Consider the following 17,444-nt stretch of genomic DNA (forward strand, 5'->3'; position numbering starts at 1 on the left):
GGCTGATCATGTTTTAGCTTGCCTTAAACTTTACTGGGCGATAATAAAAGGGTATTTCCTTTCCAGACCGAGAGCCGCTAATTCCTTTAGAGCTGGTTTTACTTGTGCCAAGAGATAAATTCAGCTGAAGCTGATTGTAGATCCTCTGGTTAATATCAGCGGTTGAAGCTCCGGGACTTGTCAGGTTTATATCTGCCTTTAAAGCATCAACATGTTCAGGCACGACATACGCACGAACAGGCCCTTGAAACGCCTTGACATCACGCTTTATTAATTTCCCAAACTGACTCCCAAAAGAATTGGCAGAACCATTGGCTGAGTGACACATCAACAAGCGTACATTGTTGAACTTTTCAGGGCTAATACCCGAAGCGCGAAGATGCTCCAGCAGATCAGCGGGCGTGTTCTTCTTACCATTAAAAAACATACTCATTGGCTCATCAGTGAGAAGTTGTTTAAAGTTCGGATTGACGCCATGGGCACAGATATTAAGCCTCTCCACGCCTTTATATTTATCCACATAGCAAAAAATACCATCGCCGAGCACCTTGAAGTCCTTGATTTCGCGCCCTAAATGTATTGCGCGATCATTGGCCAGGCTTTTTTCCAGGTGATTGGTTTTTTTTCTGCGGCGTACCACTTCACCGACGCCATCTGCAACATCATCTGCAACGCCCAAGCTGTCCTCAAAATACCTGGCGGTTTCAGGGGTGAAGTTTTCCAGGGGTTTGCCATAGACTTTGTTTTTGGTTACATCATAAGGTGACCATCTGCCAGTCGCCTCATCGAACTTCGCAGCGACGTTCGATATTGGCTCGCCGTTGAGCGGTTTATAAGTACCTATTGCAATATCGTGTCTATTGGAGAGCTTAAGTAAGTCGACACTGTCGGAGGATCCTGTCAACCTGCCGAACCACTGACGGCCTGTGGATACCAGTTTCCCCCCACCGTTTGTTGTCGACCTAAGCAAGTTACCCACGCCAGCTGTCGATTTACCAGCAGTCAGGAACTTTCCGAAGTGGCTTGACCCCGCACGAGATGCTCCACTAACCGGCTTTCCTAGCCCTGCGGTGGCGGCGTATAACACGATATCAAAAATGATATCCGCAGCTGCATCTTTGTAATTGCCGTGTGCCAAATTCCACACGGCAGACCCTCCGGGGATTAAACCCAGGATCAGGTTACGAAAAAACGTCTGTTTTTCTTTTTCTTGATCAAACGTTGTTACTTCGCGAGTGGAGGCCTTCACCTCCTCCATGCCGTAGGATCTTATAATGTTTTTAGAGAGCAGCATGCCCAAAAAATTACTTCGGTCACTGGAAAATGAATCAGGTAGGAAATCTTCGTTCTCTGGGGCTCCCCGCCTAGTGGCGGCGTCATCAGAGGCCGGATGTTTTCGAATGGTATCAACGGTGAATTGTTTGCCAAGACCGCCGTACTGGATTTCAGTCTCTGGACCTTGAGGCCCCTCATGGAAGGTGTCCTTCCAATCGTCTCGTTTTCGTATCGCCTTGCGTTGAGGATCAAACTCATAGTAAGTCTCGACACCGTTACGAACGGTTTTAATAATCAGTGACCTGTCTTCTTTAGGCCGTGAAAAACCGTTGGAATAGTGTAGAGTTCCCGCACGGCCTGCGATTGTTTCCGTACGCGTTGTCTGACCTTTTTCATAAAACTCCAAATCGCCCCATTCGATGTTTTTGCGGTCTTCCAGAGGCAAGTTGGAAATAAGCTTTTTTGTCACTGTACTCCAGGCCTGCGACAAATCCTCGGCGTACTGATCGAACACCTCGCTGTGTTTTGTTATCGGATCCGGCAACGTTAAAAGTTTATTGATGACTGTTTCAGTAATCTTGGGGTTGGTGGAGTACCAACCCACCGTCAACCCTGCCTTCTTCGCCAGATAAAGGTCCAGCAATGAATAACTGCCTTCAGGATCTAATGTAAGCGATGGAGTTAACCTGTAGCCATCCGTCCGAGTGACGTGGCTACGGATACTCTTTTCTTCAAACGGCATGTCCTCACCGAAGTGCGCCTTGAGCTCGGCCAGTGCTATAGAACGCTGCGTCGGGGGTGAGGACGTCAATACGTCAGCGGCGCTCAATATCTGCTGTTGCTCCTGACTGAATGCCTTCTGGGTTTCTTCCAGCTGTTGAGCTGTATGCTCCTTTGTTATCGAGAGCTTGCCATGAGCTTTGCCCCATTCGCGGAGCCCAGGCAAGGCCGTCAGCGTTTGAATCTCTTGCTCATGGTCTGTAATAGGCTCAATAGCGTCGAAATTAACAATTTCGCTAAAGCTCATGCGTGTCGCGGCACCCGGGCTGGTTGCTTCGAGCCGGCCTACCGCTGCCTTGAGCTTGAGCCAGTTAGCTGAGAGATAGGTCACGTCTTCGGGAATGTCTTTGACACATAGCTCTGGTGCGGCACGACTCAGTAGAAGCATTGCTGCAACTGGCGCGGCCTCTGGTGTGGTTTTGTTGGTCTGCACCAGATGATCGATCAGCCCTTGTTTGATGACGGACAAGGGCTGGTGATTGAACTCGGGCGCGGTGAGATTAAACCCGGCAATGTGATCGGGTTTTGCCTCAACCAGACTTTGTGAGTCCAGTGTCACAGCCAATACCGTCAACAATACTTCCCGTGGTGTGGAGTGTTGCGCCACCTCCCCCATTCGCTTTTTCAGCTCCGTGCCTAATTTTTGGCCCACACCGCTGTTGAGGATCCATTCTACGGTGGCGACTGGATCCCCTTGATCGAGTACGGCGCGGGGGACCTGCTTTACCAATGCCCCCAACACATCAGCGCTGCCAAGCCGAGCGTCGCTGCTCAAGCCAGGCAATGGCGGCTGGTTGTCAATGACTATGCGCACCAGTTCAGACTGGTCCTCGGCGGACATTGGCGTGGGCCATGCCAATGCGCCGGCAAAGTTTCCGTCGGTTGTTTGAGGCAATGCAGGGGAGCCCAGAACATGGATCAGATTTTTCAGTTCGTCCACATTATTTGGCACGTACCAGCCGTTTGCATGAAGCAGGTCTTGCAGACTGGCGTCGGGCTGTTGAGTGTCTTCTCGGTAGGATGAGTCTGGGTGGGCCGAGACCCGTGTATCGGCCAGATACCCGGCAAGGAACTGAGGATGGACGTGGTTGAATTTCTTCAGTTTTTCAAGCAACGCGAATTTGTTGGCGCTATCGCCTAGCTCGCGCTTTTGCTGTTCCAGTATCTCGGGCGATTGAGCGCCAAGATCGACATAAGTCTCAGCTCCCAACACATCGAATTCCTGATTATGTTCAAGCTGCGTGGCTCGGGCGAGCACTTCTTCTTTTCTGTAAGGCAGCAGTACCTCACCATAAAATCGAGCAACCAGAATCAACGGCGCCAGCGCTGGGCGGGTTGGCGCGTCGACGGTGGAAGACCCCAACGCTTTCGCGGCCACCATGATCGGGCCCGTAGCCTCCCGCCAGCCGGGGCCTTGTTCCGAACCGCGCAATTCAGTACGTTCGCCATTGATCGTAACGGTCAGCACGTCACTGTGAGGGTTGATGGTGATGGCTTGTGAGGTATCGATATTCTTCGATTTCGCCCATTCCAGGAAAACCGGGCTATGGGTAGCGTTGTACAGTTGCTGCCACCATGCGCCAAACCGCGAGTCATTAGGAATATTGTCAATTGTTTCATCGCCCGTGTTTGTCTGCGTTGCTTGGCGTATGGCACTCGCATAAAGCTCCAACAGCCGCCTATCGCCAGTTTCCCCGGTGGCTTGGGCTTGTTGTATGGGCGCCTCGATAGAAAGCGGGTACGAGTTCATTACCGGATCAGACAGGCGGTTGCTTGAGGAAATATTGGATAGGGTCATGGGTCAACCTTCTGAAAGACAAATTAATAAAGTCAGTGATGAATGTGGCTCATCGCCGACGAGATTAATGGGCTGAATCTGTCAGAAGGTTCCGATCAGGATATATAAAGCAACGATATTTCGACGCCGCCTTGGCAAAAGGCCGTCATGACAGGCTGAAATATACTTTCGTTATGTCATCCGACATTGTTACCACTTTCCTCGCTTAAAAAACCAAGATCGATATGAATGTTGCCACTACCTTTTTGCTTGAGTCAGCCTTTCACCGGGTGAGCAGAGTTGCCCAACCTGAAGTTATTACTCCATCGGCTGATGTTGGACTCATCCGCGAGGATTTTCCCTCGCGGTGGAGGACGTGTACTTATGCAAGCAAACGCTGGATATGCTCTTGCAACGTATCCAAATCAAACGGCTTGGCGAGGATAGGTGCATTGCGCGTGATCGGGCTGTTGCAGTCGAGGATTTCCTGCGGGTAGCCGCTGATAAAAATCACTTTCAATTCCGGTCGCAGCTTGAGCGCCGGCTCGGCAATCTGCACCCCGGAAATCCCGCCAGGCAGGCGATAATCGGTGACCATCAGGTCCAGGTGCGGCTTGGTCGCTAGGATTTCAAAGGCCTGCTCCCCATCGATTGCCTTCAAGACCCGGTAGCCCAAACCTGCCAGGTATTCACCCAGCACAAACATAATGGATTCGTCATCCTCGACGATCAGTACGACATCTTGCGCATCTTCACTCATGGGAAGCCTTTGTCCGGTCAATTGCTGCAGTTACGACCATGGGGTCACGCAGAGGTTGCGTTGAGCTGACGATTGATTTCACGCAGCCGCCTCAAGGGGCAGGCACACCCGAAACAGGGCGCCCTCGCCTATCTGGCTCTCGACCTCAATGGTGCCGCCATGGGCGGCAACAATCTGCTCGGAAATAAACAGCCCCAGGCCCAGGCCAGCGGCGGCATGGTTGGCAGAAACCCGTTCGAACTGCTGAAAAATGCGCTTCTGGTTGGCTTCACTGATACCAATGCCACGGTCGCGTACTTCAACGCGCGCCTCGCCATGCTCGGTATACACCCGCACATCCACCGGGCTTTTAGCCCCGTAGCGCAGGGCATTGGTCAGCAGGTTGGTAATCACCTGCTCGATACGAAACTCATCCCAGTTGCCTTCCACAGCCTCGTCGGCCACCAACTGCATCGACGACTCGGCAGCGGCGACCTGTGGTTCGAAGTTATGTACGAGGTTGCGCACCAGTTGCGCCAGATCAAAACGCGCCGGGCGTATGGACAGCTTGCCGGTGCGGATGCGCGACACATCGAGCATGTCTTCGATCAGGCGGATCAGGCTTTTGATCTGCCGCTCATCGCGGTCGACCATCGCATGCATCTTGTCCAGGGTAAACGCGGCGGCGTTGTCACGGGCCAGGTGCATCTTGCGCAGCTGGGTCTCCAGAATCAGCCCGTTCAGAGGCGTACGCACTTCGTGGGCGACAATCGACATGAAGTCGTCTCGCATACGCACCGCCTGCTCCAGCTCGGCCTGTGTAGCTTGCAGGCGCGTGAGCAACAGCTCCTGCTCGCGGCGGCTGCGCTCTAGTTCCTCGACTTGCAGCTTCATCGCCTTGCTCTGGCGATACAGGTCGACGAACACATTGACCTTGCTCTTGACCGCGTGGATGTCCAGCGGCTTGTGCAGGAAGTCCACCGCCCCGCTTTCATAGCCCTTGAAGGCATAGTTGAGTTCGCGGCCGGCGGCGCTGACGAACACAATGGGAATGTTCTTGGTCTTTTCGGTGCCGCGCATCAGTTCGGCCAGTTCGAAACCGTTCATGCCGGGCATCTGCACGTCGAGAATCGCCATGGCGAATTCGTGTTCCAGCAACAAGGACAACGCCTCGTCGGCACTCAATGCCTTGAAGACCTGGCGATCCTCGCGCTTGATCAGCGCTTCAAGGGCCAGCAGGTTTTCCGGCAGATCGTCGACGATCAGCAGTTTGGCCTGGACAGTACTTAACATGGGAAGGGTTCCAGGGAAGCCAGCAATGAGCCGATCTGGCTCAAGGAAAGAATATGGTCAGGTGTATGCAAGGCCAGGGCCGCCAGGGGCATCACGGCGATCCGTGCCTGCTTGGGATCCTGCACGATGGTGGTGCCGCCGGATTGCTTGACGTGGGCCAGCCCCTGCGCGCCGTCCTGGTTGGCGCCGGTCAACAGGATCGCCAGCAGGCGCGGCCCATACACATCGGCAGCCGAGGCAAACAGGTAGTCGATGGCGGGCCGTGAGTGGTGCACACGGTCTTCCTGGCTCAGGGACAGGCTGCGGTCATGTTCCACCGACAAGTGATAACCAGGCCCGGCAAAATACAAGGTGCCCGCTTCGACCGCCTCTTTGTCCCGGGCTTCCTTGACCGGAATGCTCAGGCGCCGCGCAAAGACTTCTGCCAACTGGCTGCGACGCTCATCCGGCAGGTGCAGCACGGCGATGATCGGCAGGCTGAAGGTCACAGGCAGCTCACCAAAAATGCTCAGCAAGGCCTCAACGCCGCCGGCGGAAGCGCCGACAACGATAGCTTCAATCCCACGCATCGGGGGGTCATGCGCCTCGCTCATGATTTTCGGTAGATCCGTTCCTGTTTGACCAAGGGTTCGAATTGCTTGCTGTAGGCAGAAAAATCCAGGGTTTCCTTGCTGCCCAAGACGAGAAAGCCACGATGACACAGCGACTCATGAAACAATCCGAATGCTCGATCCTGCAACTTTTTATTGAAGTAAATCAATACGTTACGACATGAAATTAATTGTGTTTCTGAGAATACACTGTCGGTCGCCAAGCTGTGGTCGGCGAAGGTCACGTTCTCGCGCAGCGTCTTGTCGAAGATCGCATAATCGTAGGCTGCGGTGTAATAGTCGGCAAATGAACGCTGCCCACCTGCCTGCTGATAATTGGCTGTGTAGGCGCGAACGTTCTCAAGGGAGAAGATGCCCTGCTTGGCTTTCTCCAGCGATGCCGGATTGATGTCCGTGGCGTAGATGATCGTGCGCTCCAGCAACCCCTCTTCGCGCAACAGGATGGCCATGGAGTATACCTCCTCGCCCGTGCTGCAGCCGGCGATCCAGATCTTGATCGACGGGTAGGTCTTGAGCAGCGGTACCACTTCCTGGCGGATGGCGAGGAAGTGCGACGGGTCGCGAAACATTTCGCTCACCGGGATCGTCAAGAATTGCAGCAACTGCATGAACGCTGCCGGGTCGTGCAGCACTCGCTCCTGCAGCGCCGAAATAGTCGCGCAGTCGAACTGGCGCAAGGCGTGGGCCACGCGCCGTTTGACCGACGCACCGGAGTAGTCACGAAAGTCGTAGCTGTACTTGAGGTAAATCGCCTCAATCAACAGGCGCAGCTCAATGTCGCTGCTTTTGTCCAAAAAACACTGCTCCACTTAAATACGTTCCATCTTCGGTAGCCATACGCGAATCAGCGAAAACAGACGGTCCAGGTCAATCGGCTTGGCCAGATAGTCGTTGGACCCGGCCGCCAGGCAGCGTTCCTGATCGTCTTTCATGGCCTTGGCCGTCACCGCAATGATCGGCAGTTTTTTCCAGCGCGGGTCCTGGCGGATCAAGGCCGTGGCCTCGTAACCGTCCATCTCGGGCATCATGACGTCCATCAATACCAGGTCGACATCCTCGACTTCGTTGAGCTTGTCGATAGCTTCGCGTCCGTTACGTCCGATAACCACTACGGCGCCCTTGTGCTCCAGGGCGCTGGTCAGGGCGAAGATATTGCGTACATCGTCGTCCACCAGCAGGATCTTGCGCCCCTCGAAGACCTTGTCGCGGCTGCGGGCAGTCTTGAGCATCTTCTGGCGGTCATGGGACAGCTGGGATTCGACTTTGTGCAGAAAGAGTGTGACTTCATCCAGCAGGCGTTCAGGTGAGCGTGCACCCTTGATAATGATCGAGCGGGAATACTTGCGCAGCTCAGCTTCTTCATCGCGGGTCAGGTTGCGCCCGGTATAGACGATTACCGGCGGGAACGAGCAGATGTCTTCGGTGGCCATGCGTTTGAGCAGCTCATTGCCGAGCATATCCGGCAACTTGAGGTCGATGATCATGCAGTCGTAGATGTTGTTGCGCAGCAGGTCGAGGGCTTCCTGGGCAAAGCCTACGGCAGTGATCTCGATGTCATCGTCGCCGATCAGGCGGGCAATGCTGTCACGTTGCAGATCATCGTCCTCTACCAGGAGCACGCGCTTGACCTTCTGGGTCAGCTTGGCTTCCAGGCGGGCGAACACGTCCTTGAGCTCTTCACGAGTGGTGGGTTTGACCGCATAGCCGATGGCGCCCATGTGCATGGCAGCTTCGACGCGGTCTTCCACGGAAATCACGTGCACGGGGATGTGGCGGGTGTTGGCGTGCTCTTTGAGACGCTGCAGCACGGTCAGCCCGGAATGGTCTGGCAGGCGCATGTCCAGAAGGATCGCGTCCGGGATGTATTCCTCGGCAAGGCTGTAGCCTTCGTCGGCGCCGTGGGCGACCAGGCAGTGGTAGCCCAGCTCATGCGCCAGGTCGAACAGGATGCGCGCGAAGTTGGGTTCGTCTTCCACCACCAGGATGCAGCGGGTGCTGAAAGGGGCCTTTTCACGGTCATCGGCACAACGTGGGATCTGCTGGGTATCAGTGACTGGCAGCGCAGAAATCTTCACCGGCGCAGGGTTTGGCGCGACCACGGCTTGGCGCGGTTGCTCGATAGGTGCTGCGTCTTCCTCACGCTCCACGTACTGCTCCGGCAATACCAGCGTGAAAATGCTGCCTTTGCCTGTTTCGCTGGTCACGCTGATGTAGCCGCCGAGCAACGCCGCCAGGTCGCGGGAAATGGACAGGCCCAGGCCGGTGCCGCCATAACGGCGATTAGTGGTGCCATCAGCCTGGCGGAAGGCTTCGAAGATGCTTTCCTGCTGGTCCAGGGCGATACCGATGCCAGAGTCGCGCACGGTAAAGGCAATGCCCTCCCCTGGCGCCCTGGAGACCGTCAGGCTGACCTCACCCTGTTCGGTGAACTTGATGGCGTTGGACAACAAGTTCTTGAGGATCTGCTCCAGACGCTGCCGGTCGGTAAACAGCAAAGTCGGTGCACCCTCCTGCACGTCCACCTCAAAGCCCAGCTTGCGATCTGCCGCCAGCGGCTCGAACATGCCCCGCAAGCCGTCGACAAGGCGTACCACACTGGAGTTCTCCGGGCGCACTTCCAGCTTGCCGGCTTCAACCTTGGAAATATCCAGAATGTCGTTGATCAGGTTGAGCAAGTCGTTGCCGGCCGAATAGATCGACTCGGCAAACTTGACCTGCTCGGCGCTGAGGTTTTCCTGGGGGTTTTCTGCCAGCAACTTGGCCAGGATCAACGAGCTGTTCAGTGGGGTGCGCAGCTCGTGGGACATGTTGGCGAGGAACTCGGACTTGTATTTGCTGGAGCGTTGCAACTCATCGGCGCGATCTTCGAGCTCCAGTTGGGCCTGGTTGAGCTGGATATTCTTGCGATCCATGGCGTCGCGCTGCTCGGCAAGGGTCTGGGTCTGCGCGGCCAGTTGCTCGTTGGTCTGCTCAAGCTCGGCCTGCTGGGTTTCCAGGTGGGCCTGGGATTCCTTGAGGATACGCGACTGTTCTTCCAGCTCTTCGTTGGCGGTCTTGAGTTCTTCCTGCTGCACTTGCAGCTCTTCGTTGAGCTGTTGGGTTTCGGCCAGTACTTCCTGCAAGCGCTGGCGATAGCGGGCGGCTTCGATAGAGGTGCCGATATTGCCGGCGATCAGTTCCAGCAGTTCGACATCGCGCTCATCCAGCGCACGCAGGAAGCCCAGTTCAACCACACCGTTGACGCGGTCTTCATCGCTGGTCGGCATCACCAGCACGCTGCGGGTAGCGCCTTCGCCCAGGCCGGAGCTGACCTTGAAGTAATCCACCGGCACATCGTCCAGGCGAATCAGGCGATCCAGCTGGGCGGCCTGCCCGACGATGCCTTCGTCGCTATAGATCGACTGCTCCTGCTGCTCTTGCTCGCGGGAGAACCCATAAGTGGCCACGCGCTTGAGGCCGCCGTGCTCATCGCGCACATACAAAGCGGCAACGGCCGAGCCCATGTACTGAGCGAAGAACTGCAGGATGTTGCGCCCGAGCATGTTCAGGGTCAGCTGGCCAAGCACCTGTTCAGCCAGTTCGGTCTGGCCATTGCGTAGCCAGGCTTGCTGTTCGAGGCGTCGCGCAATCTTCTGTTGTGACGCGAGGTTATTACTGTAACTGTCTGAAAGTGAAACTAAATTCTTTCTACCGATATAAGCAAGAAACCCACTCAGTCCCAGTACGAACACCAGGTACAGGGTGACGCTGAGCACCGTCGTGCGGGTGACCTCTTGGTTACGGGTGATGCGGAACTGCTGCTCCATCGCCACCGCGTCTTCGTACTCCCGGCGAATCTCGTCCGTCAGGCGTTTGCCACGGCCAGCCTTGACGGCGCCACGGTAGTCACCGTTCTGGCGCTGCATATCAATCATCGACTGGGCGTAGGTGTTCCACTCGTTCTGCAAGGCTTCCAGGCGTTTGAGGCGGTCGACCTGCTGGGGGTTGTCTGCCACCAGGTCTTGCAAATTACGCAGGTCGGCAATGATTCGCGGCTTGGCCACTTCATAAGGGTCGAGAAAATGCTCGTCACCGGAGATCAGAAAACCGCGCATGCCGGTCTCCAGGTCAACTGTCAGCTTGGACGTCTCATTGAGGTTATTGATGACCCGATCGGTGTGCTCCACCCACTGGATCACCGAAAGCAGATAGGTAATCAGGCAGACGAAAAATACCGCACTGAGCACCCCCACGCCCAAGGGTAGGGCCACGTTACGGCTCAACAGAGTACGAAAGCTCTTTTCATCGACGGACGACGTGGGAGTCATGGGGATGCCTTGGCCAAATGCGAAAAAGGGGGAGTTTGCCCGAACAACAAGGGTCAAGGCTATGTTTGTGCGTTGATTCGAAGCGATTGCCTACTCAATGCATGTCGAGTTTCGTGCGCAATCAGGTCTATTTCATTCGCCCATTTACATAGGTTCAAACAGAGCACGGAACGCACCTCGCTTGTTCTGACACTCATAAATGCGCCTCAGGAACACGGAAGACCTATTGGAAGGCGTCCTTTTTGACCCGCCAAGGCAGACCTAATGAGCATGACTTCTGTAGTAAACATCCCCGCCTCCCCTTTCTTCGTCAAAGCCGCTGAATTTGAAGCGCAAAGCACCTCAAGCGCGCCAGCAACGACCAATGCCCAACCCACTCCAGCAGTTCAAGCGCCGCCTCTCGCCACCCTGCGCAGACAACTGGCAGACCAGGAAAATGTGCGGAAAGTGGCTGAGCAACTTCAGAAGCTTGACCCCTCGGTGAATGGAAGTATTTCAAGAAGGATGAACGTTGATCTTCCGAAAACCTGGATTGATTTCGGGCTTTTGTCCTGGTTGAACAGAACCACTCTGGAACCTCACCCGGACTCATCCTACGCCTCGGCACAAACTACGCCGCCGACGCTGGCTACCGTCATTACCGACCTCGGCTTTGATCTGCCACGTCAAATCGATGACGCCAGGGCGCTGGCCCGTGTATTGGAGCAAAAAGCCGCGCAGTTCCCTCTGGGGAATCTCGGTGGAGCACTGTCCTGGCCAATACCGATGTCAGAGCAGGATAAGCAAAAGGTCTACCAGTTCATGTTCAGCCGCGACACTGGCTTATCCGACCTGCCGCTACCGGACGTTGACAAAGGTACGTTGACATACTTGCTGAACGGCAGTTCGGTGACGCAAAGCGACCTGCAAAATCCTGAAGCAGCGTTGCAGAAGTTGCTCGACGCCCCTAGGTCCCAGGAATTGGGACGAGCCCTGCAAGCGCACTTGGGTGGCGTCTCTTCAAGCACCAGTGTGTACGACTATATATTGGCCGCTATTCACACCGTACTGGACCCCTGGAGCATCAGCGGGGGGCAAGTCAGCAACAGAATAACCGATTTCGACCTGGCGGCCCCCGAGCACTGGGGGCAATCCGCCTCATCGGTACTTGAAAAGCTGAGTGCTCATCTGATCCAGAAAAACCGAGCGACACCCAACATCGTGAAACTGGTGATGCACCTCTTGTTGTCCCGGGCGGCCCCACAACTGCTCATCAAGGATATCCCTGCCAGGGTGACGTTCGGCAGTACCCTGTGGGTCCAGTTGACCATCGCCGCCGCCAAAATCGAAGCCCAGACGCCCGGCCGGGTTTCCGGCATGACGTATGCCGAAGTGCTGATTGCAGCAGAGTCCTTGCCGGCCAACACCCACGCCGTTCAAACGGCCCAGCGCGATGCCTTGATACTTTGGGGGATAACCCGAAACCTGCTGTCCCGCCATAACAGCGAACCTACACCTTCACAAATCGAACAGGTCAGGGTGGCTTACAACAACCATCTGAAATCGTTGACGGATATCTCTTCTTCCATACAGGTGCCTATTCCCAATCGCACGGAGATGGCGCTTGACTGCCTGAAAGCCGAGTTTCCCGACGTAGATCCGGCGGTTTTCGAAGCCCGAGTATTGGCCATGCGTTACACCGGAGACGGCCCTCTGCGCGGTGACCCGAGAATGCGCTCCATGCTCGATATTCTGCTGGAGGGGGAGCGTCTAGGGGAGAAATACGCATGGATCACCAACGACAAGCGGCTTCCGATCACTGCATTCAATCGCTTTGCACGCACCGAAGAGTGTGACATCACCGCAAACTTCATGGACCAATATGAAAAGGCTATAACAGCACAAAAGAAAGGCCACCATGGGATGGTCAAACATCTGATTGGCGAGCAGCCATTGGAAGATCGCAAAAACTTCGAATTCGGCAAACTTGAATACTTCTACAGCGATGAATACCGCAAAACAAAGGATGGCCACTTAGAGTTGGTCAAGCGTGATCGTACTCTATATGTGAAAACCACCCGAGAGGGCGTGGAAAATCTCTACCACATCAACACTAGCACCGGCAGTATCGAGAAAAAAAACGGGCTGATCTCAAATTTCCCTGGCCTGCTCACCCTAGAAAAAACCAATAAAGCCGGGGAACAACTCCACGCGATATCAAGGCCTTATCACCCTTTCACTAACTCGCCCGCCCCTGACTCTGCAGAAAAACCTGGCAGTGATGCGATTCCCAATAGCTTCGACTCCAGCCGAACCAATGCGATTGCCAGTTTCTACCTGGAAAAAATGGACCTCGACCGCAAGGAGTTGCTCAATTACGCCAAGAGCGTTACTTCCTTCGAGCATGATCGGATGGGCGATAGTCAGGTGGGTGAGTTCCTGCTCAATTTGATCCCATTTCGGCCTGCCGTTAACAACATTCGGCAAGGCAACTACGGCGAGGCGGTATCTGACCTGGCCTTCGATATCCTCGGATTCCTCACGTTTGGCGTGGGCAAAGCTGCGCAAGCCGGCAATGCCGCGCTCAAGGGCGTGCGGACCTTGAGCGCTGGCGCCAGGGCCGTGAAGACAGCAAAGCTCTTCGGTGCAATGGCAATTGATTCACTCAACGTACTCGGCGGTCTGGTCGGCGGGATAACCGGGGTTGGGACCGTGCTACATAAAATTGCGACCAAGGGGCTCGAATGCGTGAACATGCTCAAAGGCGCAACCGGTAGTTATGACCTGCTTAAAGCCGCCAGTAAACAGGAGGGCATCGTCGCAACCGGCACCTACAAGGTTACAGAGCAGACGGTCGAAGGCGGCGCTGTGTTTCGAGAGGGCAAGTGGTACGCCTACGACCCTATCACGCAGAAGCCTTATGGAGCTGCGCTGGATGATTTCACACCTGCGACCGTTGCCGCCAATGGTCAAATAAACAGTAACTTTATTGACTGGATAGCCAGGTATGCCGCGCCCAATCCATCCACCAGTCGCGAGATATTCAGAGACACATTAGAGAGCGCCCAGAGAAATGATAGCGTTGCCTACATGCGAGGCTTTAACTCGGGCCGGGTCGAAGATGTCCCAGGCTACCACCCAACGATGAAGCAATCGGAGGTTAGGGATCTGGCAGTCACGAAGACCAATGATCCTGAGGCGGTAGGCACATTGGCCAAGGAAATACAGAAACGCATGGCGCACACTAGCCTTGAACATTACAAAGCTTTTCAAAATGAGATAGTTGCCCAAGGGGGTAAAGCCTACGCAATGCCGCAAAACCTCTACCTCAGCCAAACGGACCTGGCTTCTAATGGGGAGTGCGCAGCTATCGTGAATACCATGGCGCTGGCGATTCTGCACGGTCGCAGGGACCAGTTCATCAGTAACTTCATGAAAGCAGTTGGGAATGCTGACGACCCCAACGTAAAGGCTTTTCGTAAGCAACTGAACCAAATGCATCAGGTTCTGAGTAGTCAGTATCACGGTACGCAACCTTTCAGCCAATTGCCGTACACCGACATTATCGACAATCTCAGCAAGGCAACTCCTCCGACACTCTTGGCGATCAGTACCAAAGATCATGGGCTGCTCGCAGGCGTCACCCTGAACAAAAACAACGAGAAAGAATGGTTTTTCTTCAACCCCAACTTCGGGTTGGCGACGTTTGCGGATGAGGCCTCAATGCGCCGGGGGCTGGAGGTCTCTTTGAACAGTGGATGGGCCGCCGGCACGCTTAAACCCGTCGACGTTGCCAGCGGCGTACCAGAGTTCAACGTCAGTTATTTCAACGAACAGAGCTTTGTCAACACCGTGCCGTACAACGAGCCCTATCCGCTGATCACCGCAAATCTTTGACCTTCATTTGAATCACTTGCGTCAATGGCATGGTTGCGCAGTGCCATTGACGTTCTTCCCTTTGTTCCCGCGACATTTGCTCGCATACCCTTCACAATGCCCCACCGCAACGGAACTTGCCGAGATCGGCGCGACTCATTAGAGAATGGTCTTTCAAGCGTTGAAGACACGCCCTTTATTTTTCAGGAATCTCCCTTATGTCCGCTGAAGCATCCACCATCCTTGTAGTCGAAGACGATGCCATCGTGCGCATGCTGATCGTCGATGTACTCGAAGAGTTGGAGTTCAAGGTGCTTGAGGCCGCTGACGCCGAAGAGGCACTCTCTATGGTGCAGGACACTAGCCAGGTGATCGACCTGATGATGACCGACGTCGGCCTGCCAGACATGAATGGCAGGGAGCTGGCGACCAAGGTCCGCGAACTGCGCCCCACCCTGCCTATTCTATTTGCCAGTGGCTATGCCGAAAATATTGATGCGACGTCCGGCATGCAGGTGATCGCCAAGCCATTTTCCATCGACCAACTACGTGACAAAGTCAAATCCATGCTTTGAGCCTGCCCCCTCCTTTAGTGATCTGTCCGCGTCGGCGAAGGGATTAACGTGACGTTCGGCCAATAAAACTGGAAACTCTGCGCCTTCACCTCACGCTCTTAGACAGAACTCAGGAAGGACGCAACAACATGATTGGAAAACCGACGCGCCTGCTGTTGGCGAGCCTCTCGATATTCATGAGTACCGGCGCCTGGGCTGACTTCACCGCCAGCCCGAGTGAAGCCCGGGCCATCGCCAAGGAAGCCTACCTGTACGGTTTCCCGGTGGTGCAAATGTACAAGACGCTCTACACCCAGGCCGTTGACAAGGGCGGCGCCCACTTCAAGGCGCCGTTCAACCATATCGGTAATACCGCGCAGGTATTGACCCCCAAGGACACCGCGCTCCCTAGCCCGAACGCGGACACACCCTACTCATTCGTATGGATGGATCTGCGCAAAGAGCCTCTGGTACTGACCCTGCCCAGGATTGAAGACGAGCGCTACTACTCGGTGCAGTTGATCGACCTCTATTCCCAGAACATTGCTTATCTGGGCACCCGCAGCACCGGTAACAACGGCGGTCACTACATGATTGCCGGGCCTGACTGGAAAGGTCAGCAACCGGTGGACATCGACCGCGTGGTCTACAGCGAAAGCAACATCGCCTACGCCCTATACCGCACGCAGCTGTTCGATGACAAGGACCTGGGCAAGGTCAAGCAAATCCAGAGCGGCTATAAAGTGCAGCCCCTGAGCAGCTATGTGAAGCAGCCTGCCCCAGCCAAGGTGCCGAAGATCGAATGGCCCAAGCCGACGGCGACCATGACCGAAGGCCCGCAACTGTTTCGCTACCTGAACTTCATACTGGCCTTCGCCGCCCCACAGGACAGCGAAAAAGACCTGCTGGCGCGCTTTGCCAAAATCGGCATAGCGCCGGGTGCGCCGTTCAAGGTCAACCAATTGACAGCAGAACAGCGCAAGGCCCTGGAAGAAGGCATCGCCGATGGCCGGGCCGAATTTGCCGCGTTCAAGAAGGACAAACTCGACACTCATCAGGTTTCCCAGGCTGATCTGTTCGGTAGCCGCGACCGCCTGCAAAACAACTACCTGTATCGCTACGCCGGTGCCGAGTTAGGCATTTTCGGTCACTCCAGCGACGAAGCGGCTCACCTGACCTACGACGTCGACAGTGAGGGTAAGCCGGCCAACGGCGCACGCCACAGCTACACCGTGCATTTTGCCAAGGACCAGCTGCCACCGACCGATGCGTTCTGGTCGCTGACCCTGTACGACGACAAGACCAAAATGCTGGTGCCTAACCACAAGAAACGCTATCTGATCAACTCGCGGATGTTATCGACCCTCCAGCGTGACGCCGACGGTGGCCTCACCCTGGCGCTGCAACACCACGAGCCACCGAAGGCCGAACAGAGCAATTGGCTGCCGGCCCCGCCCGGTCCGTTCTATGCGATCCTGCGTATTTACCTGCCCAAGCCCGAGGTGGGTAACGGTCAATGGAAGCTGCCCCCGTTGACACCGCTGAAATAGCACCTGGGCTTGCCGAGGCTCAATGTTTTTTGAGCTTCACGTAGGACTGATGCAGGTCCGACGCCCAGCCGTCAATGACGACTTTCACGTCGTCGGCCTTGAGCACCTGTGAGTCGTTGGCCAATGGCTTGCCGGTGCCTTTGCGTACCACCTGGGCCACCACTTTGTTCGTGCCTCCATCGAGGAACTGCGCCTCAGTGCCCAGCGTGGTCTCCTGATCGCGGATGCCCGTGCCGGTGCTGACTGCTGCGGCCACCAGCGCCACGGGGATAAACTCATAGGGCTTGAGGCTTTCGGTCTTGCTGCTCACGGCGGTAATCGCCGCACGCACCACGATCACGCCTGGGCCTGGAGCATTGGCCAGGGGCAGTGACTTGGCCAGTTCACGCCTGAGCGCCTGGTTGTAATAGTCGCTGATGCCCCGCAGGGTGCTGTCCGGAATCTTTGCGGTGGCCTGGGGTTTGGGATAGAACTGGGTAGGCTCGATGTACGCCGCGGTGTAGCGGCTCAAGTCCAACTGCGGATCGACCCAGCGCATCACCTCTGCCCCGGAGGGCGACTTGGCTTCCTTGAGCTGGCTGTAATTGGAGAGAAACCCTGAATACTCATCCGGTTGCGGCACCTTGCTGGCACAGCCTGCCATGCCGAGCGAGGCGACGCACAGTGTGCTGATCATGAGCCTTAATTTCATTGTTGAACTCCC

10 protein-coding genes are annotated in these 17,444 nt (G+C 55.6%); 3 read left to right on the forward strand and 7 right to left on the reverse strand.

The genetic code is table 11. The annotated features are described in order from the left end of the window. Positions 1-13: 13 nt before the first annotated feature. From E4P01_RS20960 to E4P01_RS20985, 6 genes are all read right to left on the reverse strand, one after another. A complete protein-coding gene (locus tag E4P01_RS20960; RefSeq protein WP_216091392.1) occupies positions 14-3,853 on the reverse strand; it encodes a hypothetical protein in 3,840 nt (1,279 codons plus the stop codon). 361 nt (positions 3,854-4,214) lie between these two features. Then, positions 4,215-4,592, reverse strand: a complete 378-nt coding sequence (locus E4P01_RS20965) for a response regulator (RefSeq protein WP_005788286.1) — start codon at positions 4,590-4,592, stop codon at positions 4,215-4,217. 78 nt (positions 4,593-4,670) lie between these two features. Beyond that, positions 4,671-5,864, reverse strand: a complete 1,194-nt coding sequence (locus E4P01_RS20970) for a hybrid sensor histidine kinase/response regulator (RefSeq protein WP_078821356.1) — start codon at positions 5,862-5,864, stop codon at positions 4,671-4,673. Next, positions 5,858-6,457 (reverse strand): chemotaxis protein CheB, encoded by a 600-nt coding sequence (locus tag E4P01_RS20975; RefSeq protein WP_005788283.1) that lies wholly within the window; start codon positions 6,455-6,457, stop codon positions 5,858-5,860. The genes E4P01_RS20970 and E4P01_RS20975 overlap by 7 nt, the downstream gene beginning before the upstream one ends. Continuing rightward, complete coding sequence (locus E4P01_RS20980) at positions 6,454-7,269, reverse strand: protein-glutamate O-methyltransferase CheR (RefSeq protein WP_005788281.1); 816 nt, start codon at positions 7,267-7,269, stop codon at positions 6,454-6,456. Before E4P01_RS20980 ends, E4P01_RS20975 begins: the two co-directional genes overlap by 4 nt. 15 nt (positions 7,270-7,284) lie before the next feature. Continuing rightward, positions 7,285-10,782, reverse strand: coding sequence for a response regulator (locus E4P01_RS20985; protein ID WP_216091393.1), 3,498 nt, complete (start codon positions 10,780-10,782; stop codon positions 7,285-7,287). 264 nt (positions 10,783-11,046) lie between these two features. On the opposite strand from E4P01_RS20985, the gene E4P01_RS20990 reads away from it, so the two are divergent. From E4P01_RS20990 to E4P01_RS21000, 3 genes are all read left to right on the forward strand, one after another. Beyond that, entirely contained in the window at positions 11,047-14,658 is a 3,612-nt protein-coding gene (locus E4P01_RS20990; RefSeq protein ID WP_216091394.1) for a hypothetical protein, read from the forward strand. A gap of 197 nt (positions 14,659-14,855) precedes the next feature. Further along, positions 14,856-15,212, forward strand: coding sequence for a response regulator (locus tag E4P01_RS20995; RefSeq protein ID WP_216091395.1), 357 nt, complete (start codon positions 14,856-14,858; stop codon positions 15,210-15,212). Between the two features lie 128 nt (positions 15,213-15,340). Further along, complete coding sequence (locus E4P01_RS21000) at positions 15,341-16,741, forward strand: DUF1254 domain-containing protein (protein WP_216091396.1); 1,401 nt, start codon at positions 15,341-15,343, stop codon at positions 16,739-16,741. A gap of 19 nt (positions 16,742-16,760) precedes the next feature. Here the strand turns inward: E4P01_RS21000 and E4P01_RS21005 are convergent, their stop codons facing one another. Continuing rightward, complete coding sequence (locus E4P01_RS21005) at positions 16,761-17,432, reverse strand: DUF3313 domain-containing protein (protein WP_005788271.1); 672 nt, start codon at positions 17,430-17,432, stop codon at positions 16,761-16,763. Between the last annotated feature and the right edge of the window lie 12 nt (positions 17,433-17,444).

Source organism: Pseudomonas sp. NCIMB 10586 (assembly GCF_023127895.1).
In the GTDB taxonomy this organism is placed as follows: domain Bacteria; phylum Pseudomonadota; class Gammaproteobacteria; order Pseudomonadales; family Pseudomonadaceae; genus Aquipseudomonas; species Aquipseudomonas synxantha_A.